The sequence below is a fragment of the Cytobacillus sp. FSL M8-0252 genome, assembly GCF_038007345.1.
Lineage (GTDB): Bacteria > Bacillota > Bacilli > Bacillales > Cytobacillaceae > Cytobacillus > Cytobacillus kochii.
The window spans coordinates 2204149-2218940 of sequence record NZ_JBBOWZ010000001.1 but is presented as its reverse complement, the minus strand read 5'-3'; the positions used below and the strand labels follow the sequence as shown (position 1 = coordinate 2218940).

At 36.0% G+C, this 14792-nt stretch carries 12 protein-coding genes; all 12 read right to left on the bottom strand.

The features are described from left to right. Positions 1 to 4: 4 nt before the first annotated feature. Positions 5 to 409 (bottom strand): MaoC/PaaZ C-terminal domain-containing protein, encoded by a 405-nt coding sequence (locus tag MKX83_RS11355; RefSeq protein ID WP_307314219.1) that lies wholly within the window; start codon positions 407 to 409, stop codon positions 5 to 7. Next, positions 406 to 855, bottom strand: coding sequence for a MaoC family dehydratase N-terminal domain-containing protein (locus tag MKX83_RS11350; RefSeq protein WP_095373434.1), 450 nt, complete (start codon positions 853 to 855; stop codon positions 406 to 408). Before MKX83_RS11350 ends, MKX83_RS11355 begins: the two co-directional genes overlap by 4 nt. Positions 856 to 875: 20 nt before the next feature. After that, positions 876 to 1637 (bottom strand): 3-oxoacyl-ACP reductase FabG, encoded by a 762-nt coding sequence (gene fabG / locus MKX83_RS11345; RefSeq protein ID WP_095373435.1) that lies wholly within the window; start codon positions 1635 to 1637, stop codon positions 876 to 878. A gap of 26 nt (positions 1638 to 1663) precedes the next feature. Beyond that, positions 1664 to 2842 (bottom strand): acyl-CoA dehydrogenase family protein, encoded by a 1179-nt coding sequence (locus MKX83_RS11340; protein ID WP_095373436.1) that lies wholly within the window; start codon positions 2840 to 2842, stop codon positions 1664 to 1666. Between the two features lie 442 nt (positions 2843 to 3284). Continuing rightward, a complete protein-coding gene (locus tag MKX83_RS11335; protein ID WP_341055381.1) occupies positions 3285 to 4106 on the bottom strand; it encodes an MBL fold metallo-hydrolase in 822 nt (273 codons plus the stop codon). Next, positions 4090 to 5046: a ketopantoate reductase family protein gene (locus MKX83_RS11330; RefSeq protein WP_341055377.1), complete on the bottom strand. Its 957-nt coding sequence runs from the start codon at positions 5044 to 5046 to the stop codon at positions 4090 to 4092. The genes MKX83_RS11335 and MKX83_RS11330 overlap by 17 nt, the downstream gene beginning before the upstream one ends. Then, positions 5043 to 5723 (bottom strand): diphthine--ammonia ligase, encoded by a 681-nt coding sequence (locus MKX83_RS11325; protein WP_341055372.1) that lies wholly within the window; start codon positions 5721 to 5723, stop codon positions 5043 to 5045. Before MKX83_RS11325 ends, MKX83_RS11330 begins: the two co-directional genes overlap by 4 nt. A 115-nt stretch (positions 5724 to 5838) precedes the next feature. Further along, positions 5839 to 7086, bottom strand: coding sequence for an MFS transporter (locus tag MKX83_RS11320; RefSeq protein WP_341055369.1), 1248 nt, complete (start codon positions 7084 to 7086; stop codon positions 5839 to 5841). A gap of 908 nt (positions 7087 to 7994) precedes the next feature. Next, a complete protein-coding gene (locus tag MKX83_RS11315; protein WP_095373699.1) occupies positions 7995 to 8450 on the bottom strand; it encodes a GNAT family N-acetyltransferase in 456 nt (151 codons plus the stop codon). A 51-nt stretch (positions 8451 to 8501) separates the two neighbouring features. After that, complete coding sequence (locus MKX83_RS11310) at positions 8502 to 9863, bottom strand: MFS transporter (RefSeq protein ID WP_341055367.1); 1362 nt, start codon at positions 9861 to 9863, stop codon at positions 8502 to 8504. Positions 9864 to 10342: 479 nt separating this feature from the next. Next, positions 10343 to 13489, bottom strand: coding sequence for an SMC family ATPase (locus MKX83_RS11305; protein ID WP_341055365.1), 3147 nt, complete (start codon positions 13487 to 13489; stop codon positions 10343 to 10345). Beyond that, complete coding sequence (locus tag MKX83_RS11300) at positions 13486 to 14631, bottom strand: exonuclease SbcCD subunit D (protein WP_341055363.1); 1146 nt, start codon at positions 14629 to 14631, stop codon at positions 13486 to 13488. Before MKX83_RS11300 ends, MKX83_RS11305 begins: the two co-directional genes overlap by 4 nt. Between the last annotated feature and the right edge of the window lie 161 nt (positions 14632 to 14792).

Here is a 14792-nt window from a genome sequence, read left to right as displayed (position 1 = left end):
CCTCTTATCCATTTGTTTTAACAAACGTGACATCACCTTTTAAAACTGCCTTCCCTGCTTGATTGACTGCTTTCACCTCAAATGCAATTTCCTGCTCCTCTTCAGCAGTCACTGTAGCAACCAGTGTAATCACATCATCAATGAAGACCATACCTGAAAAACGAATGCGATAATCCTTTATAAACCCTTCTTCATAATATGGTGTGAATAATTTGGCCAAATTACCCATTGTCCACATGCCATGAGCGATAATTCCAGGAAGTCCCGTTTTCTTTGCTTCCTCATCAACTGTATGAATGGGGTTAAAATCTCCAGATGCACCTGAATACTTTATTAAGTCCATTCTCGATACAGGCGCTAAGGTTTCTGACAATGTTTTTCCTTTTTCTAATGTCAAGATATTACTCATACACTCATCGCCTTTCTCACAGCTTCTGTAATGATGGTAATGGCTTCTTCTTTAAAAATGAGCTTCCCATCCTTATCTTCCCCATACTTCACTACGGAAAGAAAACCCATTAAACCATTGCTCCCTTTCTTTTCATAATAATCCTTTACTTCGGTCCAAACATAAACATCTTCTCCAACTAGGAGAGGTCTTTCATAATGAAACCTTTGCTCACCATGAATCAAACCTTTTTTAGGAAGCTGTAACTCTTCAATTGTGCCCGATTCAAACACACGTGGAAAAGTAGGTGGCGCAATATTTGTGCCATACTTACTTCTCTTTCCATATTCTTCGTCAATAAAAATGGGATGGGGGTCGCCAATCGATTGCGCGAACCGTTTGACTAACCCTCGTTCAACAGTATTCTTCACCTTATCTGATACTTTGCCGATCACATCCGTGTACATCCTGTGTATCAACTCCTATTTTAATTTTTTGGACCGCCCGCAACATAGATTACTTGACCGTTCACAAATGATGATTTCTCATCTGCAAAAAAAGCAACTGCATTTGCGATATCCGCAGGTTTTCCGCTTCTCGCAACCGGTATAGCCGCAATCGCTCCATTTACAAAGTCTGCAAAAGGTACCCCTACTCTTTCTGCTGTAGCCTTTGTCATCTCTGTTTCAATGAAACCAGGTGCGACACTATTTGCTGTGATACCATAACGTCCAAGTTCAATGGCTAATGTTTTTGTTAACCCTTGTAAACCAGCTTTTGCTGTTGCATAGTTAGCCTGACCTCTATTACCGAGAGCAGAAGTAGAAGAAATACTAATGATTCTGCCATAGTTTTGCTTGACCATATATTTTTGTGCGGCACGCGATGCATTAAACGAACCCTTCAGATGTACATCCATCACTAATTGCCAATCATCGTCCGTCATTTTAAACAGTAAATTATCGCGGATGATACCAGCGTTATTAACTAAAATATCAAGTGTACCAAACTGTTGCACAACTTCCTCCATTGCTGTTTCTACTTCGCCTGCTTCCACAACATTCGCTTTTTTCACGAAGATATGATAGCCCTTTTCCTTGAATTCTGCGGCTGTTTCTGCTAATGCCTCCTCATTGATATCAATAATAGCAATATTTGCCCCCTCTTGTGCGAAAAGCTCAGCGACGCCTTTACCAATTCCTCGGCTTCCACCAGTAATAAATGCAGTTTTCCCTGTGAATCTTGTCATTTTCATATGCCCCCTGTATCATTCCTTTATATTTGTTGACCGATTTTCACATGTCCCTTCAGTAAGTTTCTTGAGATAATCATACGTTGGATTTCATCTGTGCCATCATATATTCTCCAAAGTCTTGCCTCGCGGTACCATCTCTCAATCGGAAGCTCTCTTGTATACCCCATGCCACCATGAATTTGTAATACGCGGTCCACGACTCTGTTCCCCATATTAGACCCATAAAGTTTTGCCATTGATGCATAGTGTCGATTATCTTCCCCTTGATCCAAAGTAAATGCAGCATTTAAAGCTAGCCACTTAGCTGCCTCAATTTCAACGGCTGAATCGGCAATTTGCCATTGAATTGCCTGTCTCTCAGCAATTGGTTTCCCAAAAGTTTCTCGTTCTTTTGCATAATCTAATGCCATTTGCAATAGTCTCTCTGCTGCTCCAACTGCTCTTGCTCCTACTATCCAACGAGCAAATCCAATCCATTCAAGGCCAAGTTTATAACCACCATGCAATTCACCTAGTATATTCTTCTCTGGCACTCGTACATTATCAAATACAAGTCCAGCTGGTCCCCATTCACCCATCGTATGGATAAATTCTGATTTCCAGCCCATTTCACGGTCAGCGATAAAACAAGTGACACCATCTCTACCCTTTGTTTTCTTATGTAACTCCTTATCCGTTATCGCGATGACCATTACGAAATCTGCTTCATTACCACCAGTAATGAAAGTTTTCTCACCATTTAGAACCCACTCATCTCCATCTTTCACTGCTGTCATGCGAATATTTTGCGTATCAGATCCTGCTCCAGGTTCAGTCATAGCGAAACAAGATTTTTTCTCACCATTTATCGTCGGAATTAAATAATTTTGTTTTTGTTCTTCATTAGCATAATAAAGAATGTTGTCAGCAGATCCACCAAAACTAAATGGCACAAACGTTTTAGCTACTTCAATACAAACAATGGCTTGCATCATTTGTCCCAAATCAGCTCCACCGTATTCCTCAGGTGTGTTAATTCCCCAAAAACCTGCTTCCTTTGCTTTTAACTGTAGTTTCTTCTGCACTTCTTTAGAAAGGCTTGGCTTTCCTTCTCGTTCATTCTTTAACACTTCATTTTCTAGCGGAATTAATTCTTTCTCCACAAACTTTCTAATGGTTTGTTGTACCATTTTTTGTTCTTCTGTTAACCGTAAATCCATTCTTTTCACCTCTATCTATTTATTTATACTAACTAGTTAGTATGTTAGAACTTCTTTACATACTAACCGGTTAGTTTTTTCACATTATTAATAACAACATGATCATTTTGTTTGACTCTTGCCTGTAGCGAAGCATAGAGTAGCCACCTATAAATGACATTATGAATCTATTCACTTTACAACCGGCTTAGAACAATGGTGTTAAATTTCATTGAACGTATTAGTTAGGAAACGCTTTCATTTTTTGATAAAAACGTTTGGCAGAGGTAACGGAACTTAAAACAAAGAAGTGTCTACAGCCAAACCACGCAGTAATTTTGCAAAGTTCTTAGTAGTTGAATGGAAATGTGTCATGGAGTAATAAAAACATAAAATATTATCTGACTAGTCAGTATGTTTTTAATATTCATTATAATATCAGAGATTTTTTCTCTTGCCAAGACTAAACTGATGATTTTTTGAATTTTTCTTGATTGCCATTAATGATAGAAGTAACAATATGAAGCGTATCCCATTCACCATTTGATAACGCGATCATTTGATAGTGCTTTGGAAAAAGTAATTGCTGAATCTCTAAAACACTTTTTCCTTCAAGATACAATTGCATGATTTCACCACTGAGATCCTCTAAATAATTCAATTTCGCTTGCAATTGTTCTTTACCATGAGGAAAATACCCTGAATGAGAACAAAACATTGCCTCAAAGTCATAAGTTAACAATTTTTTTATTGATTGCATTATTTCCGGAATGGATTCTGTATCCATCGCAATCTTTGTATGAGGCTGAACATATAAATCACCTGTAAACATTATCCCTTTATTGCGGCAAAATAGGGCCACATGGTCATCCGCATGACCAGGTGTCTCTATTATCTCCCAATCAAGCTGTCTTGACGAAACTTTTTGCGATAATGGATAAGCAGGAAACGCTTTTCTTGCTCCCCATGTTTTTTGCCTATATAAGGGGTATGGCGCCTCTTCAGAACAAATCTCTACCCCTAACCGATGACAAAAAATAGGAATTTGTTGTTTGGCAAACCACGAGGCATTGCCAGAATGATCTTCATGGCTATGTGTTAAAACGACCTGATCAACAAAATAGGATTGATAAAATTGAGTGAAGGCAGATGACATCGAATACGGCCCAGTATCAATCACCAAACCGTCGATAATAAAAGAAAATATTTTTCTTGAAATTTTACTATTCTTCAATAAATTCCCTTCGGCGCAAATCACACCTTCATGTTTATAAGATTTCAACATATCCGTAGTCCTTTCTTCTTTCTTTTTCGTCCCAAAATTTCAATATACTATATAAAGACATAATCGTTGGCACTTCTATTTTTGTTTCATGGGCAAGTTTAAGAACATACCCACACATCGATTCGTATTCCATTGCCTTACCATTTAACCGGTCTTGTAGCATAGATGTCTGATGATCTTTGGCATAGGCCGCTTTTTTAAAAATAGACTGAATCACTTTTTCTTTATCAAATGGATAACCTTGTCTGGCTGCCACAGAAACGGCTTCTGCTGCCACGTTTTTCGCCAAAGCACTTAATTCCACACTCTCTAATATTTCGCCAATTGTTGCTTTTGTTATAGCCGACAACGGATTAAAGGTAATATTCCAAAGAAGCTTTTTCCACTTATGGTTAAGAATTTCTTCTGTGAATTTTGCACTTATTCCTGCTCTTTGAAATAAATCAACCATTTTTCTCGCTTGATTGCTATCTTCTTTTTGTAATGCACCTATTAATAATTGATGTGACCCCGATTCTTTCACACAGCCTGGTTCAGTTATACTTGCTTGCACATAAGTCGCACAAGAAAAAATTTTATTATTCGTTAGACTACGTGCCAATATTTCTTCATTATCCACCCCATTTTGCATCGTTACGATCATTGTCTCATCTTTAATAATACCCTTTAGGCTATCAGCTAACTTTTTCGTATCAGTAGACTTCACACAAAATAGAAGGATGTCTACTGAAGCTAACGCATGTATGTCATTAGTGAAAATCGTTTGCTCATTATTTAAGTTAAGGATAGGATATTGCTCAGTAACTACTTTTATGCCCCTCTCTTGCAACCTAGTTAAATGCTTACCTCTGGCAAGAAAGGTCACTTCATGATGAGCATTTGCAAGTAATGCCCCAAACAAACTTCCAACTGCTCCTGCCCCAGCCACACCTATTTTCATACTTCTACCTCCCCATCATGACTTAAATGGTAATCAACCTTCTTAGATCCTTCCCATAACACTGTTTCCTTAGTAAGGAGTGAAACCGCTTTAGAAAAAATCGGTCCATCATAAACAAAGCTATGATATTCTCCTGCTTCTCCCATCGGACAGACTTCTTCTAACTTAATCTTCTGAAAAAATTCATCATCAATCTCTCTGCCTAGCCAACTATCAGATAAACAATCCGGACGGACTCTTATCACTTTAGCTCTATAACCACGCTGAATAAACGATTTTAGAAGTGCATCTACTTCTTCTTTTTTTCTCCATAATGGATAAATAGCCTGTAACCCGACTGTTGAAGCAAGCTTCTCTCCCCAATCTTTATGGGGCGTAAAATAAATGTCCCCAAATGCAATAGCCTCTAAATCATATTTTAACTTCAGTTGCTTTAATTCTTCTACAAATCTATCTGTATAATTATTTATGTCTGTATCAATAAAATGAATGGGTATACCTAATGATTCACTTTGTTTTACTAACAGATTTGTTTTTTCTCCATGACCGTATGTCCTTTTTTCAGATGGTTGTTTTGTTGTAATCAATACTTCAACACTTATTCCATTAGCCAATAAGTAGTCTAATACCAAGCAAGCGTCCTTCCCCCCACTCCATGATAAAGCCGTTTTTCCCATATAATCCCCCTTATAATAAACTGAATATTCTTATAACACATCATACTCCTTTCACTCTTAGGTAGCAAATAAAACTGTTTGCAGAAAAGTTGTATACAAGCATAGCCATTTGCTGTTATTCATCAGCAGACATCTCCTCACCTTTTTCTGTAAAATAACGTTGAAAAGAATAGCGAAAAATAACTACAACATAAAGGCAAGTGAATGCAAATAGGAGCAAACTCAATGTAATGATAATATTTTTTAATGGAATGAGATGAGTCATTAGTATAATGATACTTAAATAACCTACTTGTAACATACTTTGCAGCAATTGAAAGATACTTGTCACTCTGCCCATCATTTCTACAGGGATATTATTTTGGTAAAAAGTTAAGGCTCCAGCATTTAAGAAACTATTAAAAAAACCTAATAGAATAAAACTGCTCATCACAGCCGTAAATGACGTGGATAATGAGTAGATAACATATCCAATAGCCATCATGAACATTCCACAAGCAATCATTGATCGGATTGATAGTCTATTTGCCATCATGGTTAATACTAAAGCGCCACCAACCGATCCTATACCTGTAATACTCAAAAGAAAGCTATAATCAGTCTCAGAAAGGCCGACTACTGTTTGAATAAAAGCGACCTCTTGCGCATCCATAATATAGGAAATAATTACCAGATATAAATAACCTAAGTAGACAAAGCTGACATATTTCTCTTTTTTTAAGAAGCTAAAAACAAGGGTAAAATCTTCCTTTATTCTGTTAACTGTTAATCGAGGGATCTCCATCTTCTTCTTATCCACATCAGGTAGAAAGCAAATAAAAAGGGCAGCGATGACAAAAAACAAACTAGTTAATAAAAGAGTCACCTCAACGGTTGTCAACAAGATAAATACACCAGCTATCGCTGGCCCAATAATAAAAGCACTAGATGATGTGACCGAACGGAATGTATTGAACTTTTTTCTTTTCTCAACAGGGACTATCATCGTTGAATAGGTTACTGACGCAGGGACAAAAAATGATTGGGCCACACTTAAAGCAATTAAAATAAGATACAAGTAGGTTATTTTCGTTGCGAAGAACATGGTTACAATTAATAAAGCACGTAAAACATAAGTAATCATCACGATTTTCTTTTTACTACGATAATCTATAAAACTACCTGTCCACAACTTTGTCATCATGTTGATTATTGGTGAAATCACCCAAAGACCGGCGACAGCCGCTGCTGAACCATCTGTTATTTTGTACACCAATACATTAATGGCTGCTAAATATACAAAACTACCAATATGGGCACTAGAAAGTGAGATTAATAAAATGATTGGGTTTTTCCATTCTTTCAAATTATGTAATGATATCAATTGTCGCGCAAATCTCCTTTTAAACTAGAATTTAGGACCTTTGTTATTTACAAATGATACCATAAATATCCTCAACAAAATAAACAGGTTAATAATTATCTGAATTTTTTACACTTCTTTTTTGCCACATTAAATAATACTGTAAAAAACATATTGATGAAAAGAGGGAAAGGAATTGCTCAAAGATTCCATATCTGTTAGGTAGCAAAAGTGGACAGAACAATAATTGCCTGAGGTTGTGGGTGTGAACCGACAAAGGATTGGCGCTCTTAAAATATACACTCTTTAATTAGTGTATTAAGCGGTCGGAACTGAACTGCTTAAAAGAGATCACAGGAATTTTCATTATAAGGGGGGAAAATTATTCAATATCACATTCGTTAGTAAAGAGAAGATAGAAAACAATGGAAAAGGAGGTTGCCCAGTACAGTGTTCCATCTTTCTATTTTTTCACGTTTACACATCTCCTTCTGTAACCGTCTTGAATATACTTATCATACGCTTAAAAATACCTCAAAAAGGTTATGCTCTGTACGAAATATTGCATGTCCTACTAGCTTTCATTTAAGATAGTAGAGAATGTACATATATTGCAAAAAGAAAGGGTTTTCCAATTGAGTTCAACATTCTTTATTTTCTTACCAGCTCTAATCTTTTTTATTCTCTATATTGTGATGGTGTTTGTTCTTAATAAATACTCTAGTAGTAAAATAGCAACTATTGCCTTTACAATTATCGGCTTATTAATCTTCATTTACATTTTATTTTTCATTTTCACCTTTGTCCTTTAAAAAAATATTTCCATAATGCGAAGAAAGACAGGTGCAAATCACATTCGGTTTGCACCTGTTTCATTACAGAGATTCTTTACTAGCAACCATTTATCTAACAAGAATAATTTTCTTATTCTAAATTGTTCGTGTCATAAACACACTATTGGGATCTTCCTTATAGTGGTCAAATGGTTGGCAATATTGAAACCCTCTACTTTCGTACAATTTTCTAGCTGGTTCAAAAGATTCCATCGAACCTGTTTCTAAACTTAAACGCAAGTACCCCCGCTCCTTTGCTTCATGAAGCAAATGATCTAATAGTTTTCCTGCTACCCCTTTTCGTAAAGCGTTTTTGGCTGTTCTCATCGATTTGATCTCACCATGTTGGTTGTCTAGCTCTTTTAATGCAGCACAACCAACAAGTTGACCAGATTCCCAGCAGCTCCAAACGGTCACAGAAGGCTGTTTTAAACCATTTAAGTTCAATGCATGTGTACTTTCAGGAGGTGATTGACTACTCATATCCTCTAAATGTTCCATTATCAATTGTTGAATATCTGTACCTGATAAATCATCAATCTTCAATTCCATCATCTATTGTCCCCTTGAATTCTTTTTCTATTATTATATTGTTTTGAACGATTAGTTTTCAATATCTACTTTCCGACAGATGATTTGATAGCTAAAAGCGAGTACGAGAATACTAGCAAGCATAAAGTAGACGCGTTCATACTGAATATATAATGGCAATTCCCCCTGAAGATTCATTAATAATCCACATATTGTCACTCCAATTCCTCCACCAATAAATTGAAGTAGTTGTAACAGACCCATACCTGCACTGTTCAATTCTGCTGATAATAGATAGGCTGTTTCATTGGCAACGCTGCTATTTAGCATAGAAAAACCGATACTTGCAAAAATGTAAGCACCCATAATAAAGTACGAATTGTAAGCTTGTAAAAAAGCAAATAGTAATGAGGCGAGCAGTAATGTTAATTGGCCAAGAGAAATAAAACGCTTGCTTCCATATAAATCAATCAACTTACCAATATAGGGTCCAGCAAGCATAGCGATGATGGCACCTGGAAATATCAATAGACCCATAGTAATCGGCTCTTTATGATGCAAATTCCCTAAAATAAGTGGCATCATAAATAAATTTGAAAAATGAAAAATAAAACCTGATAAACCAATGACTAATAATCGGATATAGTGTTTATTTAATAGTAATTGCGGAAATATAAATGGGTGATTCTGCTTCATCAAATAGAACATTGTAATGATTGCTAAACCTACAAATACTGCGCCGAATAAATAAGATGTTTGCGAGATAGTTAAAAGGGCGGCAATAGTTGTACAACTAGTAAGAAAGCAACCAAATATATCAAAGCTACCTTCCCTTCTTTCATTTTCCGGAGACAATTGCATTAATATAGGCAAAAAGACAAGAACCATTAGCGGTATTAGAAATAAGTAATTCCAGCCAAAAAATTGTGTTGCTACCCCACCTACTACTGGACCTAACCCAAAACCTAATGCTGCACCTGAACCAATCATGGCAATTGATTTTGCTCTTTCTGATATCGGCACATATCTACTAGCAATGATCATAGATAATCCTGGAACAGCCCCAGCACCCACCGCTTGTAAGATTCGTGAACATAAAAGGATAATAAAATTTTCAGCAAAAAATCCAACCAACGAAGAGCTTATAAATATACTAAGTCCAATAAGGAGCAATTTTTTTATAGAAATATAATCGGATAATCGACTAAATGTGAGTGTAAAAATGGCAAAAGCGATGGAGTATCCAGAAACCATCCACGAACCGATAATCGGGGTAATATGCAAGTTTGTTATTATATTGGGCAAGGCTATATTAAACATTGTTGTGTTCATAACGACAAACCAGCTACAAAAACAGAGTGCTAAAATTAACTTTTTATATTGTGGGTTCTCTTGCTTATGAGCGCTCGTTCGAGTGAAGGATGCAACGGCCATGTCTTTTCACCCCCTTTAATTATTTTCTGATTATTAATAATTATACAATAATTAAACTTTGATTCCTATTATTCCGCTTTTCGAAAGAAAACATAAACAATTTTTGCTGGGGTCTTGTTAGGAGTTTTTGAACCTAATTAACTCAGGCTAGCCTTGTTTGTGTGCACGGCTTTCATTTCTATCTTTCGTTCAGAGTAAAGTTCAAACATCATACGCTCGCCTTTTTCACCTTTTGTGCTTCTAAGTGAAGTACTTACCTTTTTTACCATACTCTTATCTGTTGCTTTCGCACAAGTATTTTCTTTTTATGAAAAATTGACTATAGACAAACACTTCTATTCGCCCGAAAACTCCTAATAATAGTGAATAATCGCTCGAAAAAAATCATTCGAAACGAAGTGATGTCGTTTCTACATAATCCAAACCTTTTTTGTTACGTAAAAAGGACTCCCTTATCAATGAAGAGAGTCCAAAATTACTTAGGCTGTAAAAATAAACTTAGTTGTACTGCCCCCTTTAGATGACTCTACTTCTAGGCGTGCATCCATTCTTTCTTTTAATTCGGGGACGTGGGAAATAATGCCCACTAATCTTCCGCTACTCTGTATTTCGATGAGTGATTCAATGGCTTGTTCTAATGATTCAGGATCAAGTGTACCGAAACCTTCATCTATGAACATGGTTTCCATCGAAACGCCACCTGCATGTGATTGAACCACATCAGCAAGACCTAGTGCAAGGGCAAGAGAAGCCTTGAAACTCTCCCCACCTGATAATGTTTTAACATGTCTTTCCTGTCCTGTGTACTGGTCAAATACAAGTAGTTCTAATCCACTTTGTACATTCCCTTTGGAACGATCTGTTTTTCTCGTTAATTCATATCTTCCGTTCGTCATTTTATATAAACGAACATTGGCTTGAATAAGGATATCATCTAAGAAAGCAGCTAACACGAACCGCTCGAACGTCAATCTATACGTATTTTGTCCTTTCGAAATATCGGATAAATGACCAATGAGGCGATAACGTTCTTCTAAATCAGCAATTTCTTCATGAAGACTTTCTAAACGTGTATATGCCTTTTCATTATCTCTTTTCTTATACATAAGTTGATTGTATTGCTCATTTTCAAATTGCATCTTATTAGCGAGTTCATTTATTTTCAATTCAATTTGCTCTAGATCTGGTTTCATTATATCTCTTAATTGTTTCGTCAGCTCATTTAAGCGGTCATTAACAGAACGAAATTCTTCACGATACGAACGTATCTCTTGAGCAATTTGTTCCCTAAGCTCTTCTGAAATTTGCGCATTGGCATATTCACTATAACTTTGAAAGCCTTGCTCCTGCATTCGATTAACAAAGTCCGTTCTTTCCTGATGTAATTGTCCTTGTAAATGGTTATGTTGTTGGGTGAATGTTTCATAACGCGATTTCAAAATGGTTAATTGTTTAGCCACTTTATCTTTCTGTTCTTCTGCCAACTTTAATTGGTCTTTTAATGTCTGCAATTTGTCCTGTTTATTTTGCAAAGCCATTTTGTATTGCGGTAAAGAACGTAAATCCTCTGGAATAATCTTAATCAATCTTTGCAGCGAGGTATGATGCTTTATATATTCATTGTTTAAATCAACAACAGATTGCTTAAGCGTATCTGTTTTTTCTGCATACTGACTTACCTCTTCTTCTAACAAAATGATTTTTTCTTGACATTGCTTTAGCTTTGATTTTTCTTTTTCTAGTTGATTTTTCTGTTGCCTTTTTTTTCTTTCGTTTTCTTCCACTTCTGCTAAAACTTCTTTTGCATTATCTAATGTTAAATGATGTAGATGCTCTGATTGTATTTCTGTTAATAGTTTTCCAATTGATTTTTCGATATGTTGTAATTTAGATTGTACTAGGTAGAAAGCTTGCTCTGCCGCTATTTTTTCCTTTTCAACGACTAATACTTGATGTTTAGCTGCGTTTAAATCCTCCTCAGTTGGAATGGTTTCATGACCATTAGCAATTGATGGATGATGAATTGAACCACAAACAAGACATGGTTCACCCTGTTTAAGCTGCCTTGCTAGAATACTTGCTTGTCCTTCTATCCACTTCTTCTCGAGTTCGTGCTGAAGTGATTTACTATCATTCAAGCGCGCAATTGCATTCTGCAGATATTTATCTTTCTCTTCATAAGATTGCTTTTCAATAACTAATTCTTGCTCTGAGTGTATAAGTGATTGTAATTGTTTGATTTCATATTTGTGTTGATGAAGTTGTTGTTCTATTGATAGCATATGTTCTTGATTTTTCTCAAGCTCTTGCTTTTCTTCTTTTACTTTTTTTAATTCTTGCTGTAAATGATGAAGTTTTTGTTGGCTTTTATCAATCTCTTTCTTTTTACTAGTCATTGCATGATCTAATAATGAAACCTTTTTCTCTGTGTCAGCAAAGATGTGGATATCATCGTGTAAATTTTTTAATGACAACCACTCTGATTCTACTAATTCTCTTTCTTTCTCCCGAAGCAATTCCATCTCTAATGCTTTATTTGCATGTAATAGCCGTTCCTTTTGGATTTTTTCTTCACTTTGGACTGATTGCATTTGCTCGGAAATATGATTCATTTCTTTTTTTAAACGGTGGCAATTTTGTTCCTGTTCGAATAAGACAGCTGCTTTGTACGCCGATGATAAATCTTTCTCTTTCTTCGCTATTATTTCCTCAGTATCTTTTAGCTGTTCATACCTTTCAGTTAATCTTTCCTTTAATGTGAATTGTTCAATAATCCGGTTTCCTTCTATTTTCTTTTGCTGAAATTCTAAACTTCTCTTTTCAAGCTCTTTTATCTTTTTTGACCAGTCAATTATTTTTTCTTCCATTTGTGCTAATTCTTCTGATAAAAGTTTTACAAACTGATGATGATTGATAGACTCAAGCTTATCCTCTTCTAGTACGCTCTGTAACTCCTGATTCATAACAGCATGAATTTGCTGCGCGATTCTCTGCTTTTGCTCGAATTTCACTTCCACATTTTTGCGCAGTTCAGCTGCTTCATCTTTTAATCTTTCTTCTATTCTTTTATATACCTCTGTATGAAATAGTTTTTGCAGTATGACTTCCTTTTCTTTACTATCTGAAGTGAGTAATTTACGAAACTCTCCTTGTGGAATCATCAGTATTTGCCTGAATTGGTTGCTATCAATAAGCATGATTTCTTTAATCTTTTCATCTACATCTCGAACATTCGCAGCTAATTGTTGCTTTGTACCATCATTAGAGATCGAATATAATTCAGCCTTTGCACCAAGGGTTGTGAAGCCGTCCCCTCTCGTTTTTTTCTTCAATTGCTGAGGAGAGCGAACAATATAGAATCGTTTCTCTTTAATTGTGAATGTGAGCGATACTTCCGTTATTAACTCTTCTTCTGCAAACTGACTACGTAAGTCTGCACCCATTCGATCTTCCCCACTCGCCTTCCCATAAATGGCAAATGTTATCCCGTCAAAAATAGTTGTTTTTCCCGCTCCTGTTTTTCCGGATATAACAAACATTGAACGACCACCTAATTGAGTAAAATCAATCTTTTCTTTACCGGCATATGGTCCAAACGCTTGCATTGTTAATAACAGTGGTTTCATTGGCCAACTCCCTCAATTCTCATTTTTTCTATTACATCAACAATAATATTTTGCTTATCCTCAGTGAATTCAGCTGTTGTTACTTCTTGATAAAAATGCGAAAATAGTTCAAGTTCACTTTTTCTCTCATCAGTTAAAACATTTAATTTCGTCTTCTTTTTCATATCTTGCAAAGTACGCTTTCGTTCTAAATGAAGAATATTAGGGTATATTTGTCTTAATTTATTGATGGGGTCAATCAACGCGCCTTCATCCAATAGGGTTACTTTTATATAATCATCCTTCTTCTGCTCGCTATAAAAACGCTCGTCTAATAACTCGTCTAAATAGCCCTCAATTTCCCTCATATCTCGGAGCGGCATTAAACTTTTTCTCTCTAATTGAAAAGTACCATTATCATTCATCTCAATAATTGAAACCGATTTTTGTTGTTTTGCCTCTGAGAAAGAATACTTCATCAAAGATCCCGCATATTTAATTTTGTTATGAGATATCGCATCTGGACTATGTAAATGACCAAGAGCTGTATAATCAAATAAATCGAAGTTACGGGCACTTACACAGCCCGAACCACCTACAGATAATATTCGCTCTGAATCTGTCGTTTCTCCCCCAAGTACAAATGCATGACCGACGAGCACATTTGGCTCATTATGGTTCATCTTCTTTTCTATTTTTTCGATAATCGCTTTCATTGCCTCTTCATGTGAGATAATCCGATCATCATTGAAAGCATATTTTACTAGACCTGGTTCAGCAAAGGGAACAAGATGGAAATTCACTCCCTTAATATTCACACTGTCAACCGTGTCTTTCAGCTTTCCCGCTAAGTAAAAATCACTTTGTTGATACCACGAACTGCCAAATGATAATCGTTCTGCACTATCATGGTTTCCACCAATTGCCACAATGGGGACACCTAATTTTACATTGATTGTGAATAATACTTCATTTAATAATTCTACCGCAGCAACGGGCGGGACAGATCGGTCATAAAGGTCACCTGCTATAACTAAACAATCTGGTTGTTCCTCCTCAACAAGCTTAACTAATTGCTTTAGCATATATGATTGATCCTCTGTCATATAAACCCCATGAACAAGCTTTCCTAAATGCCAATCAGCTGTATGAATAAATTTCACTTATTTTCCCTCTCTTCTATGTATCTTTGTTTGCCTACTTTAACCTTTTATAAAAATGAGGCAAATCTGCCTTCATATTGCTTTTCTTCCACATTGTGAAAACATCTACTGATGTTATCTTATCTTCAATAACCATATATCTTAATAAAGTCGTACTTTCA